This window comes from Thioalkalivibrio sp. ALR17-21, from assembly GCF_000420185.1.
In the GTDB taxonomy this organism is placed as follows: domain Bacteria; phylum Pseudomonadota; class Gammaproteobacteria; order Ectothiorhodospirales; family Ectothiorhodospiraceae; genus Thioalkalivibrio; species Thioalkalivibrio halophilus.
Map to the genome: position 1 here is coordinate 20,676 of NZ_ATUL01000029.1, position 14,563 is coordinate 35,238.

Annotated in this window: 16 protein-coding genes and 1 pseudogene; 14 read left to right on the top strand and 3 right to left on the bottom strand. The window is 69.6% G+C overall.

The features are described from left to right. Positions 1-2 precede the first annotated feature (2 nt). The 8 genes from G020_RS0112765 (at position 3) to ribBA (ending at position 6,739) form a co-directional block, all read left to right on the top strand. On the top strand, positions 3-341 hold the full coding sequence (locus G020_RS0112765) for a hypothetical protein (RefSeq protein ID WP_024329870.1): 339 nt from the start codon (positions 3-5) through the stop codon (positions 339-341). Positions 342-374: 33 nt separating this feature from the next. Then, entirely contained in the window at positions 375-1,004 is a 630-nt protein-coding gene (locus G020_RS0112770; RefSeq protein WP_019569051.1) for a MarC family protein, read from the top strand. Between the two features lie 17 nt (positions 1,005-1,021). After that, positions 1,022-1,660 (top strand): RDD family protein, encoded by a 639-nt coding sequence (locus G020_RS0112775; RefSeq protein WP_024329871.1) that lies wholly within the window; start codon positions 1,022-1,024, stop codon positions 1,658-1,660. Positions 1,661-1,845: 185 nt separating this feature from the next. After that, complete coding sequence (glyA, locus tag G020_RS0112780; RefSeq protein ID WP_024329872.1) at positions 1,846-3,105, top strand: serine hydroxymethyltransferase; 1,260 nt, start codon at positions 1,846-1,848, stop codon at positions 3,103-3,105. A gap of 9 nt (positions 3,106-3,114) precedes the next feature. Beyond that, positions 3,115-3,687: a transcriptional regulator NrdR gene (nrdR, locus tag G020_RS0112785; RefSeq protein ID WP_018946304.1), complete on the top strand. Its 573-nt coding sequence runs from the start codon at positions 3,115-3,117 to the stop codon at positions 3,685-3,687. Continuing rightward, positions 3,684-4,853 carry a bifunctional diaminohydroxyphosphoribosylaminopyrimidine deaminase/5-amino-6-(5-phosphoribosylamino)uracil reductase RibD gene (gene ribD / locus G020_RS0112790; protein ID WP_024329873.1) on the top strand — a complete coding sequence of 390 codons (1,170 nt, stop codon included), beginning with the start codon at positions 3,684-3,686 and terminating at the stop codon, positions 4,851-4,853. Before nrdR ends, ribD begins: the two co-directional genes overlap by 4 nt. A gap of 31 nt (positions 4,854-4,884) precedes the next feature. Further along, entirely contained in the window at positions 4,885-5,583 is a 699-nt protein-coding gene (locus tag G020_RS0112795; protein ID WP_024329874.1) for a riboflavin synthase, read from the top strand. A 25-nt stretch (positions 5,584-5,608) separates the two neighbouring features. Further along, entirely contained in the window at positions 5,609-6,739 is a 1,131-nt protein-coding gene (gene ribBA, locus G020_RS0112800) for a bifunctional 3,4-dihydroxy-2-butanone-4-phosphate synthase/GTP cyclohydrolase II (protein ID WP_024329875.1), read from the top strand. A 6-nt stretch (positions 6,740-6,745) separates the two neighbouring features. Here the strand turns inward: ribBA and G020_RS0112805 are convergent, their stop codons facing one another. Next, the gene (locus tag G020_RS0112805; protein WP_024329876.1) at positions 6,746-7,207 is read right to left on the bottom strand and encodes a DUF6231 family protein; all 462 of its coding nucleotides are present in this window, start codon (positions 7,205-7,207) and stop codon (positions 6,746-6,748) included. A 75-nt stretch (positions 7,208-7,282) separates the two neighbouring features. Here G020_RS0112805 and G020_RS0112810 point away from each other — a divergent pair, with 75 nt between their 5' ends. The 5 genes from G020_RS0112810 (at position 7,283) to G020_RS0112830 (ending at position 12,900) form a co-directional block, all read left to right on the top strand. Continuing rightward, positions 7,283-7,765 carry a Crp/Fnr family transcriptional regulator gene (locus tag G020_RS0112810; RefSeq protein WP_018946299.1) on the top strand — a complete coding sequence of 161 codons (483 nt, stop codon included), beginning with the start codon at positions 7,283-7,285 and terminating at the stop codon, positions 7,763-7,765. Positions 7,766-7,783: 18 nt separating this feature from the next. Next, the gene (locus G020_RS0112815) at positions 7,784-8,569 is read left to right on the top strand and encodes a YdcF family protein (RefSeq protein ID WP_024329877.1); all 786 of its coding nucleotides are present in this window, start codon (positions 7,784-7,786) and stop codon (positions 8,567-8,569) included. Then, positions 8,569-10,695: a hypothetical protein gene (locus G020_RS0112820; RefSeq protein WP_024329878.1), complete on the top strand. Its 2,127-nt coding sequence runs from the start codon at positions 8,569-8,571 to the stop codon at positions 10,693-10,695. Before G020_RS0112815 ends, G020_RS0112820 begins: the two co-directional genes overlap by 1 nt. Before the next feature lie 93 nt (positions 10,696-10,788). Next, positions 10,789-11,421 carry a YdbL family protein gene (locus tag G020_RS0112825; RefSeq protein WP_024329879.1) on the top strand — a complete coding sequence of 211 codons (633 nt, stop codon included), beginning with the start codon at positions 10,789-10,791 and terminating at the stop codon, positions 11,419-11,421. A 30-nt stretch (positions 11,422-11,451) separates the two neighbouring features. Then, positions 11,452-12,900, top strand: a complete 1,449-nt coding sequence (locus G020_RS0112830) for a YihY/virulence factor BrkB family protein (RefSeq protein WP_024329880.1) — start codon at positions 11,452-11,454, stop codon at positions 12,898-12,900. A gap of 42 nt (positions 12,901-12,942) precedes the next feature. On the opposite strand, the gene G020_RS0112835 is transcribed toward G020_RS0112830, so the two are convergent. Then, on the bottom strand, positions 12,943-13,380 hold the full coding sequence (locus G020_RS0112835; RefSeq protein WP_024329881.1) for an SRPBCC family protein: 438 nt from the start codon (positions 13,378-13,380) through the stop codon (positions 12,943-12,945). A 167-nt stretch (positions 13,381-13,547) separates the two neighbouring features. Between G020_RS0112835 and G020_RS0112840 the strand changes: the two genes are divergently transcribed. Further along, entirely contained in the window at positions 13,548-14,009 is a 462-nt protein-coding gene (locus tag G020_RS0112840) for a hypothetical protein (protein ID WP_024329882.1), read from the top strand. Between the two features lie 24 nt (positions 14,010-14,033). On the opposite strand, the pseudogene G020_RS15410 reads toward G020_RS0112840, so the two are convergent. Next, positions 14,034-14,563: pseudogene (locus G020_RS15410) on the bottom strand (transposase); the annotation flags it as partial.

Genomic DNA, 14,563 nt, shown 5'->3' on the forward strand with positions numbered 1-14,563 from the left:
CGATGGTCCGGGGCATGCATCTCACCCGGATCGGGGCGGACGCGGTGCTGCTGGAGCCGGGCGAGGGCCTGGATCCCGGCGAGCCGGACCGCTATCTGGTCGCGCTGGGGGATTATCTTCAGGCGGCGCGGGCCCGACGACTGATTTACGACCTCGACAGCGTGCCGGTGGTCGATGCCCTCTACTACGACTGGCTGAAGGCGGTGCACGGACTTTGCCGGGTCATCGGGGTGGAGATGGTGGTCGCGAACATGGCACCTTCGGTGGCTTATGCGCTGGCGGCGCGCCTGGATGAGGTGCCGCCCTTTGCCTGTGCGCGCGACGTGGAGCGCGCGCGCTGACATCCGCCATCCCCGCGACCGGGAGAACGCCGCATGCTGGAACTGGGCATTGTTGCCCTGACCACCTTCTTCGTGACCGTCGGCCCGGTGGACGTGGCGGTGGTGTTCGCGGTGCTGACCCGCGGCATGGATCCGGCGCAGCGCCGCGCGATGGCCTGGCGCGGCGCGCTGCTGGCGACCGCCATCCTGCTGCCGTTCGCGCTGTTCGGCGAGGCCGCGCTGGGGGTGCTGGGGATCTCGTTGCCGGCCCTGTATACCGCCGGTGGTATCCTTCTGCTCCTGATCGGCATCGACATGGTGTTCGCGCGCAGCTCCGGCGGGGTCTCGGCCACCCCGGACGAGACCCGCGAGGCACGCTCGCGCACCGACCTATCGGTGTTCCCGCTGGCCACGCCGCTGCTGGCCGGACCCGGGGCGATGGGCGCGGCCATCCTGATGATGAGCCGTGCCAGCGGCGATCTGGCCGCGCAGGCGGTGGTGATCGGGGCGCTGATCGCGATCATGGCCCTGGCGCTGGTGTGCCTGCTGGTCGCGGTGCGCATCCAGCACTGGCTGGGCGTCACCGGCGCGCACGTGCTCACGCGCATCATGGGCGTACTATTGTCCGCGCTGGCGGTTCAGTTCATCTTTGACGGACTGGCCGACAGCGGTGTAATGACCTGACATCGAAGGAGCGATGCATGACCCGAACCTGTCCGCACTGCGCAACCGAGAACCCCGACGACGCGGCCTTCTGCAAGGCCTGTGGCCGTTCGCTGGATTTCGACCGCGAGCCGTCGGAGCCGAACGGCTCCGGCATGGATCCGGAGTCGGGTTCAGGCCGGGGCGAAGCGCCACCTCCCGTTTCCGGCGGGTCCGGACAGGTGCCGGCCGAGGGGCCGCCGCAGGATCGTGCGGCATTCGGCGGCTTCTGGCGGCGCGTGCTGGCGGTGCTGATCGACGGGGTGATCCTGGGTATCCCGCTGACCGTGGTGCAGGCGATGATCAGCCCGGAAACCATGCACACCGAGGAATGGACCGATGCGGACACCGCCTGGACCTTCGTGAACATCCTGGTTGGCTGGTTCTATTTCGCCGGCATGCACAGCTCGCAGTACCGCGCGACCATCGGCAAGATGGTGGTGGGGCTGCGGGTGGTCGACTGGCATGGCGAGCGCATCAGCTTCGCCCGCGCGACCGGCCGCCATTTCGCCGAATTCCTGTCCGGTCTGCTGTTCATGATCGGCTACCTGATGGTGGCCTTCACCCGGCAGCGCCGCGCCCTGCACGACTTCATCGCCGAGACCTGGGTAGTGCGTCGCGAGTGGCTGGCTGAATAGTCCGTTCAGCCGGGCGTTCGGCGGGCGGTCCTGAAAATCCCGGCCGAATCCAGTATGGTATTGGACCTTTCCGGCGCCGTACCCCGCCCGGTCTCGACCTTCCGGCCGCCGTCCGCGGCCGGTTGGGCGCCTTGTGGCGGGCCGCTGCGCGCCCGAATTGCCTAGAACCCAACGGGAGTCACCGAATGTTTTCGATCGACATGAGCATCAACGGCTACGATGACGAACTCTGGAGCGCGATCCGCAAGGAGGCGCAGCGCCAGGAAGAGCACATCGAGCTGATCGCCTCGGAGAACTACACCAGCCCGCGCGTGATGGAAGCGCAGGGTTCGGTGCTGACCAACAAGTACGCCGAGGGCTACCCGGGCAAGCGCTACTACGGCGGCTGCGAGCACGTCGACGTGGTCGAACAGCTGGCCATCGACCGCCTCAAGCAGCTCTACGGCGCCGATTACGCCAACGTGCAGCCGCATTCCGGCTCGCAGGCCAACGCGGCGGTGTACATGGCCCTGCTGCAGCCGCATGACACCGTGCTGGGCATGAGCCTGGACGCCGGTGGCCACCTGACCCACGGCGCCAAGCCGAACTTCTCCGGCAAGATCTACAACGCCGTGCAGTACGGCATCACCGACGAGGGCCTGATCGACTACGACGAGGTCCAGCGTCTGGCCACCGAGCACCAGCCGAAGATGATCGTCGCCGGCTTCTCCGCCTACTCGCGGGTGGTGGACTGGAAGCGCTTCCGCGAGATCGCCGATTCCGTGGGTGCCTACCTCATGGTGGACATGGCCCACGTCTCCGGCCTGATCGCCGCCGGCGAGTACCCGAACCCGATCGACCATGCCCACGTGGTTACCTCCACCACGCACAAGTCCCTGCGCGGTCCGCGCGGCGGCTTCATCCTCTCCAAGGGCCAGCCGGAACTGAACAAGAAGTTCCAGTCGCTGATCTTCCCGGGCACCCAGGGCGGCCCGCTGATGCACGTGATCGCCGGCAAGGCGGTGGCGTTCAAGGAGGCCCTGGAGCCGGAATTCAAGACCTACCAGAAGCAGGTGATCGCCAACGCCCGCGCGATGGCCGAAGTGCTGGTCGAGCGCGGTTTCGACATCGTCTCCGGCGGCACCGACAACCACCTGTTCCTGCTGAGCCTGGTGTCCAGGGGCATGACCGGCAAGGACGCGGACGCCGCGCTCGGCCGCGCCAACATCACGGTCAACAAGAACGCGGTGCCGAACGACCCGCAGTCGCCGTTCGTGACCTCCGGCATCCGCATCGGCACCGCCGCCCTGACCACCCGCGGCTTCACCGAGTCCGAGTCCCGCGAACTGGCCGGCTGGATCGCCGACGTGCTGGACAACATGGACAACGAGCAGGTGATCGACGACGTCCGCGGCAAGGTCCTGGATATCTGTCGCCGGTTCCCGGTGTACAGCGCCGGCGAATAAACCGGGGCGATGCGCTGCCCGGCCTGCGGTGCCAGTGACACCCGCGTGGTCGACTCCCGGGTCGCCGGACCCGAGCAGGAACAGATCCGGCGACGGCGGGAGTGCCGCGTGTGCCACGAGCGCTTTACCACCTTCGAGCGGGCGGAGTTCAGCCTGCCGCGGGTGGTCAAGCGCAGCGGCGAGCGGGTGGCCTTCGATGACGACAAGCTGCGCAGCGGTCTGCGCCGGGCGCTGCACAAGCGTCCGGTGCGCACCGAGGACGTGGAGAACGTCATCGACGACATCAAGCGCCGTCTGGCCGGGACCAGTGCCCCCGAAATCAAGTCCGACCGTATAGGCGAGATGGTCCTGGAGGCCCTGCACGGGCTGGACCATGTCGCCTATATCCGGTTTGCCTCCATCTATCTCAGCTTTGCCAGCGTGCAGTCCTTCCGCGAGGCCATCGAGCGTCTGGAGGACGACCTGAGTCCCGAGATGCGGCGCCACCAGCTGCGCCTGATCGACGAGGAGGCCGCGCGCGCCGCGGCTGACGAGTCCCCCGAAGACCCCCCGCCCGACAACCCTTCCGGCGAACCCCGATGAACGCAGCCGACCGTGAATGGATGCACCGCGCGCTGATGCTGGCGGATTGCGGCCGTTTTACCGCCGATCCCAACCCGCGTGTGGGCTGCGTGATCGTGCGCGACGGGCACGAGGTGGGCGTCGGCGTGCACTGGCGGGCCGGCGAGGCGCATGCCGAGGTCAACGCCCTGCAGGCGGCGGGGGACGCTGCGCGCGGTGCCACTGCGTACGTGAGCCTGGAGCCGTGCAACCATCACGGGCGCACGCCGCCGTGCACCGAGGCGCTGATCGCCGCCGGGGTGGGGCGCGTGGTGATCGCCATGGAGGATCCCGATCCGCGCGTGTGCGGAGGCGGGGCGGATCGCCTGCGCGCGGCCGGCATCGCGGTGGAGACCGGGCTGCTGGAGGCCGAGGCGCGGGCCCTGAATCCCGGTTTCGTGCAGCGCATGGAACGCGGGCGCCCGTGGGTGCGCATCAAGTCCGCGATCTCGCTGGACGGGCGCACGGCGATGGCCTCGGGCGAGTCGCAGTGGATCACCGGCGAGGCCGCACGCAACGACGTGCAGCTGTGGCGTGCGCGGGCCGGGGCCATCCTGACCGGCAGCGGCACCGTGCTGGCCGATGACCCGCAGCTCAACGTGCGCCGCAGTCCGACGGAGCTGGCCGCGGCGGCCGGACTGCCGGAATCGCCGCGGCTGGCCGATCTTCCGGTGCGCCAGCCATTGCGGCTGATCGTGGATTCGGGCCTGCGGACCCCGCCCACCGCGCGCATCCTGCAGGGTTCACCCACCTGGGTCCTCACTACCGAGTCCGCGGCGGCGGGTCCGGCCGCGGATGTCCTGCGCGGGCGCGGCGCCGACCTGATCGTCCTGCCGGAGGCGGCGGAGGACGCCGCCGGGCACCTCGATCTGCAGGCCCTGCTGGCGGAGCTGCACATCCGCGAGATCAACGAGCTGCACGTGGAGGCCGGTCCGGGGCTGGCCGGTGCGCTGGCCCGCGCCGGGCTGGTGGACGAGTGGCTGGTGTACCAGGCCCCGTTGCTGCTGGGCTCCGGCGGGCGGCCGATGGTGGACTGGGACATCGGACGCATGGCCGAGCGCGCGGAGCTGGAGGTCGTCGAGTCCCGCTGGCTGGGCGAGACCCTGCGGTTGCGGGCTCTCCCCCGCGGGGTCCCGAATTCGCTATGATCCCCGCATTTCCACACGGACAGGCCGCGCCATGTTCACCGGCATCATCGAAAGCCTCGGCACCCTCGACACCCTGACGCCCAGCGGCGGCGACCGCCGGCTGCATGTCAGTGCGCCGGGGCTGGACTTTTCGGGTACACACCTCGGGGACTCGATCGCGGTCAATGGCGTGTGCCTGACGGTGACCGACCTCTCGGTGGACGGCTTCACCGCCGATGTCAGCCGCGAGACCCTGGAGGTGACCACGCTGGGCGATCTCGGCCGCGGCGACCGGGTCAATCTGGAACGCGCGCTGGCGCTGGGCGATCGGCTCGGTGGCCATCTGGTCTCCGGCCACGTGGACGGCGTGGGCGAGCTGGTTTCGATGGAGCCGGATGCCCGTTCGACCCGGGTGCGGTTCCGGGCCCCGGCGGCGCTGGCACGCTATATCGCTGCCAAGGGGTCGATCACCATCGACGGCACCAGCCTCACCGTGAACCGGGTCGAGGGGGCCGAGTTCGAGGTCAACATCATCCCGCATACCCGGGACCTGACGCGCTTCTCGGTCTACGCCCCGGGGACGCGCGTGAACCTGGAGGTCGACCTGATCGCCCGCTATCTGGAGCGCCTGATGCTGGGCGAGCGCGCGGCCGACCCGGCCGCGGGTTCCGGCGATGGCGGCGGCTCGGGGCTGTCCGAGGACTGGCTGGCCGAGCAGGGCTTTCCCAATCATTCCGGCCCGCGCGACTGAGCGCGGGCCCCGACGGCAGGTGTTCATGGAATTTTCCGATACCGAAACCATCCTCGCGGAACTCGAGGCCGGGCGCATGGTGGTCATCGTCGACGACGAGGACCGCGAAAATGAGGGCGACATCCTGATGCTCGCCTCGCACGTGCGCCCCGAGGACATCAACTTCATGGCCAAGTACGGCCGCGGGCTGATCTGCCTGACGCTCACCCGCGAGCGCTGCCGGCAGCTGGCCCTGCCGCTGATGGTGACCGACACCAACGACGTGCACGGCACCAACTTCACGCTGTCGATCGAGGCCGCCGAGGGCGTGACCACCGGGATCTCAGCGTATGACCGGGCGCATACCATCCGCACCGCGGTGGGGCCCAACGCCCAGCCGGAAGACATCGTCCAGCCGGGGCACGTGTTCCCGCTGATGGCGCAGCCGGGCGGGGTGGTGGTGCGCGCGGGTCACACCGAGGCGGGCTGCGATCTGGCGCGCCTGGCCGGCGCGGAGCCGGCCGCGGTGATCGTGGAGATCCTCAACGAGGACGGGACGATGGCGCGGCGGCCGGACCTCGAGCGCTTCTGCGCCGAGCACGGTCTGAAGATGGGCACCATCGAGGACCTGATCCGCTACCGCATCGAGAACGAGAAGACCGTGCGCCGGGTCTCCGAGCGCGAGTTCCCCACCGAGCACGGGACGTTCCGCCTGCTGGCGTTTCAGGATGAGGTGGATCACGAGATGCACTTCGCGCTGGTGCGCGGCGAACCCCGCCCGGACCGCGACACCCTGGTGCGCGTGCATCTGGAGAACACGCTGCACGACACCCTCGGTTATGCCGGCCCGGATCGCGGCTGGCCGCTGGACGACGCGCTGCGGCGCATCGACGAGGCGGGCGAGGGCGTGGTGGTGATCCTGCGCAAGCACGAGGGCCCCGAGGCCCTGACCCAGCGGCTGGAGCAGCTGGGTCAGACGGGCCAGATGGCGGGCGAGGAACGCGGCGGCGGGCGCGAGAATTCCGCCGAGTGGCGCATGTACGGCATCGGCGCGCAGATCCTCGCCGACTGCGGCGTCGGTCGGATGCGCCTGATGTCGGCGCCCAAGCGTTTCCACGGGCTGGGCGGCTTCGGCCTGGAAGTCGTGGATTATGTCCACGATGAGGTGGCAGGGTAACGCGCGTTACCAGCGCGCCCGGTCCCACATCTCCGGGTTGGCCCAGAAGCGGGCGTTCAGCCAGTCGGGCGTGAGCTTGTAGTCGTACAGACTGGTGCGGTAGACGGCATGCTCCGGCGTGGCCGTCTCCGCCGCCGGCTCGCGGCGGAAACCCAGGGCGAGGAAGGCGTTCAGGTCCCAGCGGGTATCGCGGCGGCGGTGGAGGATCAGGGTCTCCTCCGCCCAGCGGTCGCGCAGCCCGCCCAGCAGCTGCTGCCCGGTGGCGGTGTCCATTTCTGCCAGCACGTCCAGCACCAGCACCAGTGATTCGCGCCGCACCGGCGGCTCGGCCAGCAGGGCCTGCGGCGTGGTTGCGCGCAGGTCGTCGCCCGACTCCCGCGTGGCGTGCGGGTGAAGGGTCAGGACCAGCGGATTGCCACGGCGCAGACGCGCGGGCAGCTGGCGGCGCAGGGTGTCGATGTCGATCATGCGGGCTCTCGCAGAAGAGACGTTCGTTATACTCTATGTATTCAACCCAGAGAAAGCCGTAAAGGAAGCCGTGCCATGACCCGGGACCTGCTGACCGAATTTCTGTCCAAGCATCCGATGTCCGCCTCCCTGACCCCCGCGGAGGTCGATACCCTGATGCAGTACCTGGAGGTTGTCGAGACCCATCACAAGGAGATCATCGCCGATATCGGGGAAGTCGGCGAGGGACTGTTCTTCGTGGTCAGTGGCACGGCCGCGCTGTATGACGATGACGGCAGCCAGGAGATCGAGGTCGGGCGCATGGAGACCGGCGAGCTGGCGGGCGAGATGTCGTTCTTCGACCGCGTCCCGCGCGGGGTGCGCATGCGCGCGCTGACCGACAACACCCGCCTGCTGCGCCTGACGCGCTCCAAGTACGACCGCCTGCGGGTGGAACACCCGTACATCGCGGTGAACGTGCTGGAGTTCGCCATCATCAGCCTCGATCACCTCATTCGTCGGGTGTCGGAGGACGTGGCGACCTACGCCCGCTACCTCTACGCCCCCGGCAAGAAGTAACGGGCGGCGCGGTCGGACATGGCCGCCGGGGTCACCACCGTCCTCGAACACCTGCTGCTGCCGCCGGGGCTGGCGGTGCTGCTACTGGTCCCGGGGCTGCTGCTGTGGGGCGCGGAGCGCCGCGGGGGCGGCTGGCTGGTCACCCTGGGGCTGGCCGCGCTGATCCTGCCGTCCCTGAACATCGTCGCCGCGCCGCTGGCGCAGACCCTGGAGCGGGATCTGCGCGAACGGCCGCTGGCCACCGGCCGGGCGGACGCGATCGTGGTGCTGGGGGGCGGCCGGGCCAGCGGCCGCCACCACGTCACCGGTGGTGACGATGTCTCGGCCCTGACCTTCGAACGCCTGCGTTTCGCCGCCCATCTGCACCGCCGGACCGGTCTCCCGTTGCTGCTGTCCGGCGGCAGTCCCGGGGCCGAGGGCCGGCCGGCCGAGGCGGAGCTGATGGCGGACGCGCTGCGCCGCGAGTTCCGCGTGGATCCCCGCTGGCTTGAAGGTGCCAGCCGCAATACCCACGAGAACGCCTTCTTTACGGCGCAGCATCTGCAGGGCAGCGGGGTCGAGCGGGTGCTGGTGGTCACTCATGCGATACACATGCCGCGGGCGCTGGGGCGCTTCGAGGCGGCCGGGCTGGCGGCGGACCCGGCACCCACCGGCTTTCGTGGTCCTGCCGGCGAATGGCGCCTGCGCGACTTCGTGCCCACGGTGGATGCGCTGGAGACCTCGCGGTTTGCGCTGCGCGAGTGGCTGGCACGGGCGGCGCGGCCGTTGCGGGATCGTCTGCCGGGCGACCGGCCCGGGGCATGATGGGCGCCATCCGGGCGGTGACTGCCTGGATGGCGCGCGCGGGGTGGCCGGCAGTCCGGCGCATGGGCGGGGCTGTGGTGCTCGTGCTGATGGTACCGGCGGCGACTGGTGCCGACCCGGAGGATGCCGGGGGGCTGACGGTCGACCTGCGGATCGAACGGGGGCTGCACGCGGCACTGGACGCCGAAGGCCTGACGGCGCGCGCACGCCTGCGCGACGGCCGGCTGGCGGTGACCGTCGGGGCCGAACGCCTGCATCTGCCCGAGCCGGTGGGCACGCTCGCCGGAGTACGCCTGGATTGCCCGTCCCTGGTGCCGACCACCGCCGGCTGGCGCTGCCGCGAGGCGCGCCTGTCCGCCGACGGCGGGGATCTGGTCCTGCAGGAACACCCGCTGCGTCTGGACTGGCACACCGGCCATAACCGCCTGCGCGTTGCCGGAGACTGGCCCGGCTGGTTCGGGGCGAGTGGCGAATTCGTGCTGCGCGTGGCCGGTGCCGACGACTGGCGGGCCGAACTGGCCCTGTCCGGGGTGGATCTGGTCGCGCTGGCGGAGTCGCCGCGACTGGCACCCTGGCTGCCCGAAGAGCCGCTGGTGACCCTGCAGTCGGGGCGTGGGGATCTGGCGTTGCAGGGGGCGGCGGAAGGCGGGCACCGGGTGGATCTGCGGCTGCGGGACGTGGGCTTCTCCGATGCGGTCGGCCTGCGCGCGGGCGAGGGCATCGGCGGCCGCCTGGAGGCACGCGAGACGGAGGGGGACTGGATCCTGGACGCGACCCTGGAGGAGGGCGCGGTGTTTGTGGATCCGTGGTTCGTGGACCCGGACGAGACCGGGGCCTTGAACCTGCGCGCGGACGGCCTGCGTCCGGCGGATGGCGGATTCGCGGCCGGGGTGGAGGTGGCGGAACTGTCCGGCTCGCTCGGTGAGATGCTGGCTTTCAGCGGTCAGGAGGTCCGCAGCGGGCCGCCGGAGGCGATCGCTCCTTCGGGGTCTTTCCGCCTCGAGGCACGGGACCCGGGTGCGGTGCATGCGGTGCTGCTGGATCCCGTGCTGGCCGGTACCCCGGGGCGTGATCTGGTGCTCAGCGGGGATTCCGTGGTGGCGCGGCTGGGGCTGGAGCGGGGCGAGCCGCGTTCGGCGACCCTGCGCTGGAAGGCCCTGAGCGCCGAGGACGGGAGCGGGCGTTTCGGCGTGACGGACAGCGACGGCGCCCTGAGCTGGCAGGCGGGTGCGCCCGGAGTCCCGGGGCATCTGGGCTGGGAACGGGCGCATCTGTTCCGCCTGCCGCTGGGCGGGTTCGACGCCCGTGTGCGCGCGCAGCCGGACGGGATCGACCTGCTGGAAGCGACCCGCATCCCGATCCTTGATGGCGCCCTGCGTGTGGATGACTTCGGCCTGCGCCTGACCCCCGACGGCCCGGATGTGCGTTTCACCGGCGGGGTGCAGGCGATCTCGCTGGAGCCATTGACCGAGGTCCTGGGCTGGCCGCGCTTCTCCGGTCGCCTGGCCGGCATGATCCCGGAGGTGCGCCTGGATCGCGGCGATCTGGCGGTCGAGGGGCGGCTGCTGGTGCAGGTGTTCGACGGCGACGTGGTGCTGCGCGACGTGCGCATCCGCGACCTGTTCGGACGAACCCCGGAGTTGGGCCTGTCGGCGCGCATGGACCGCCTGGACCTGGCCCTGGCCACGCGGGCGTTCGACGTGGGCCGGGTCGAGGGTCGGCTGTCCGGGCATCTCGAGGATCTGCACATGATCGACTGGCGTCCGGTGCGCATGGACCTGGCGGTGCACACGCCGGCGGATGCCCCCGGCCGGCGCCGGATCTCGCAACGTGCGGTGCAGAACATCACCGAGCTGGGCGGGCCGGTGCAGGCGGCGGCTTCGTCGGTGTTTCTGCGTTTCTTCGAAAACTTCTCCTACCGCCGGCTGGGCTTTCGCTGCGTGCTGCGGGACGGTGTCTGTGAATCTGGCGGGGTGGCCGACCGGCCGGACGGCGGCTTTACCCTGGTCCAGGGCGGCGGTCTGCCGCGGATCGAGGTAATCGGCTATAACCGGCGTGTGGACTGGGACGAACTGCTGCGCGGACTGTCGCGGGTGACCGCCGGAGAGCCCCCGGAGGTTCGCTGAGCACGCGCATGGGCGCGTTCATGTCCTCGTCAGCCACCGGCTGATGTAATGTAGGATGATGACTGTCCAGCCGTGCCTGCCAAGGAGCTGCCCATGAAAGCCTGGTTCGGGGTTCCCGTACTTGCCCTGCTGTCCGCGCTGGTCGCGGGCTGCGTCACCATCAACATCTATTTCCCGGCCGCCGCGGCGGAGGACGCCGCCCGCGCGATCGTGCGTGATGCCCTGCAGTTCCACGACATCGAAGAGCTGCGCGAGCCCGAGTCGGTGCCGGAAATGGACGGCGGCTCTTCGGATGCCGGGGATGCGGCCGGCGGGCGCTCGATCCCGCTGCTTGCGCGCCTGCTGGAGGGGCTGATCGCTCCGGCCGCGGCCAGCAACCCGGACCTGCAGGTCGAGACCCCGGCAGTCAACCGTATCCGGGCATCGATGCGCGAGCGCGCGCCGCAGCTGGCGCCGCATTTTCGCAGCGGGGCCATCGGCTTCGGTGCTGATGGCGACGTGGCCATCCGGGATCTCTCCGAGGTGCCGCTGCGCGAGCGCAGCGAGGTGCAGCGCCTGGTCAGCGAGGAGAATTCCGACCGCAGCTCGCTGTACCGCGAGATCGCCCGGGCCAACGACCGCCCCGACTGGGAGGACCGCATCCGCGAGACTTTCGCCCGTGTCTGGGTGGAGGAAGCGCCGACCGGCTACTGGTATCGCTCGGGCGGTGAATGGCGGCAGAAATGATCGAAGGGGTCCGCGCGGGAGGTTGCCGGATTGGGGGATAACGCCAGCCTCGGAACACGTCTGGAGGCCGCGCGGCATCGGCTGGAACGCCTGGTTCTGGAGAGCGACCTGGCATTGATGCCGCGCTGGAAGGCGCTGGGGCTGGGTATTCTGCGCGGGCTGTATGCCCTGATCCGCGAAGCGGCCGAGGGCCAGCTGACGCTGCGCGCGATGAGTCTGGTGTATACCACCCTGCTGTCGTTCGTGCCGCTGCTCGCGCTGTCTTTTTCCGTTCTCAAGGGATTTGGCGCTCACAACGCGGTGGAACCGCTGCTGCTGGAATTCCTGGAGCCGCTGGGCGAGCAGGGTGTGGATATCGCCCACAACGTGGTCGGGTTTGTCGACAACATGCGCGTGGGGGCGCTGGGCGCGGTCGGCCTGATCTTCCTCGTGTATACGGTCGTGGCCCTCGTGCAGAAGATCGAGGCCGCGTTCAACACCATCTGGCGGGTGGAGACCCAGCGCAGTCTGGCACAGCGGTTCAGCAGCTATCTGTCGGTGATCATGATCGGGCCGCTTCTGGTGTTCGCCGCGCTGGGGATCACGGCGACGGTCATGTCCTCCGAGGCGATGCAGGCGGTCGCCGGGGTGGAGCCCTTCGGGCGGGTGATCAGCGAGCTTTCGCGTCTGGTGCCGTATGTGCTGATCATCGCGGCCTTCGCGTTCATCTACATGTTCGTGCCCAACACCCGGGTGCGCCTGGCACCGGCGCTCGCGGGTGCCGTGGTCGCGGGCGTGCTGTGGCAGAGCATGGGCTGGGTGTTCGCCAACATGGTGGCGGGCTCCACGCGCTACGACGCGATCTATTCCAGCTTCGCCATCATGATCCTGTTGCTGATCTGGATCTATCTGGCCTGGCTGATCCTGCTGATCGGGTCCAACGTGGCGTTCTACGTGCAGCATCCGGAATACATGAACGTGCGGGGCCGCCGTCCGCGGCTGTCGGCCGCGGCGCACGAGCGTCTGGGGCTCAACCTGATGCAGGTGGTGGGGCGGCACTTCGTGGAAGGACGCACGCCGCCCACTGTCGATGACGTGGCCGCGGAGCTGTACGTGCCCGGGAACTCGCTGGGCGGTGCAGCCCGGGCCCTGGAGGCCGCGGGACTGCTGAGGCGCACCGAAGCCCTCGGTCTGGTGCCGGGGCGCGACCTCGGCCATCTACCGGTCGCGGAGGTGCTGCACGCCCTGCGGGAGGATCAGGAAGATCCGGCGCTGCGGACCCTGCGCGGTGATTCGGCGGTGGAGTCGGCGCTGGAAGAGCTGGACGTGGCCCGTCGCCATCATCTGGGGGCGCGCACCATGCGCGATCTGCTGGAGCGGGCGGGCGCGCAGCAGCCGGCGAGGCCGGCGCAGGAAGACGCTGATGCCGGCCCGGGCCCGAGTCCGGGTTCGCGTGCCGGGGAGTCGCGTCCCGGCTCGGGTGCGTCCCTGGCACCCTGATTCGGTGCCCGCGGCGGGTGCGCGAGTCCGGAGCCGGCGGGATCAGGCGTTCGAGTTGGCTTCCGCGTCCAGGCGCTGCTGGGCCCGGTGCATCAGCTGGCCGGAAACGCGCTCCACCAGCGAACTCGCCGCCCTGCGCACCGCCGCTTCCACCAGCGGATTACCGAGACGGTATTCCAGCTCGAACTCGACCCGGGTCAGCCCTTCGCCGGCCGGCTGCAGGCGGTAACTGCCGCGATTGTGGATGCCGCGGATCGAGCGCCAGGCGAAATGCTCCGGCTCCACGGCGCTGCAGACCTCGACATCGAAATCCATGGTCATCCCCGCCGCCACGATGGTCCAGCGGTACTGCTCGCCACCCAGGGGCTCGATGGTGCGCACGTGGTCGCACAGGTCGACGAAGTTGGGGACATGGCTGAGCAGGGCAAAGACCCGCTCGGGTTCGGCCTGCAGGGAGGTTTCGTGCGTGATACGGCGCATGCTCGCGACTCGCTGGCTGGAACGGGGGATCAGATCCTGAGAGCCCCCGAAGTGCCTCCGGGTTCCCCGCGGCCGTCCTTCCGGCTCTGCCGGCTTCGCTTGTGACCCCGGGGACGCCGTTCTAACATGACGCCCGTCTCCGCTGTAACCACTGTTGCGAGCCCTGCATGAGCTTTGCCCGAGATCATCGTCCGGACCCCGACGCCGGTTTCATGGAACGCTACGAATCCGGAGCGCTGGGTATCCTGCACTGGGAGCAGCTGGATGCGCTGTGGGCCACGCTGCGGGTCACGGCCCGCGACGGCGAGTGGTACGTCTACGCAGTGGGCGAGGCGGTGCCGCAGGCGCCGGTGAGTGCCGCCGAGCTGGACCGCTTCCTCACGGAGATGGACGCGTTGCTGCGGGTCGATCACGACGAAAGCTACTGCGGCATCGTCTACGTGGACGACCGCGAGGCCCCGCGCTTCGTGAAGATCTTCGACCCCAACAACCTCGGATCCTCCTGCGGCTCGTCGGGCCTGCGGGTACTGCCGGGCTGGATCCTGTCCACCGTACCGCCGGAAGACCTGCAGGCCATCATGCCCCCGCCGAACAGCCGCCGCCGCTGGTGGCAGCGGCTGTTCCCCTGAGCTCCTTTTCTCGAGGGGCTGCTTTCAGGAGGCCGCGCCGAACACGTCGTCGATGTGGCGGGCGGTCAGGACGCGTTCCGACCAGATCAGCAGGGTATCGGCATCGGCGGATTCGATCCGCTCCCGCTGTTTTTCCGCGGCGTCTGCACCGAACTTGCGGCCGATCAGACGCAGGAGGACCGCGGCTTCACCCTGCGTGACGCCTTCCTGCAGTCCCTGCTGTCGCCCCTGTTCCAGCCCTTGCTCCAGGCCCTGCTCCAGGCCCTGCTCCAGGCCCTGCTCCAGGCCCTGCTCCAGGCCCTGCTCCAGGCCCTGCTCCAGGCCCTGCTCCAGGCCCTGCTCAAGACCCTTCTGCAGCCCTTTTTGCAGCCCCTGCTGCTCGTAGCGGCGCTGCCATTCCTTTACGCGTTCGGCCAGCATGGTTTCCATCTCCCGCAGGTCATTGTTCGGTGGTGCCAGCGTTTCGCCGAAGCGGCCGGGGATGACCACTCGACCCAGCCAGACGCTGAAGGCCCGTCGCAGGGATCGTTGCTCCGGGTGTTCCAGCCATTGCA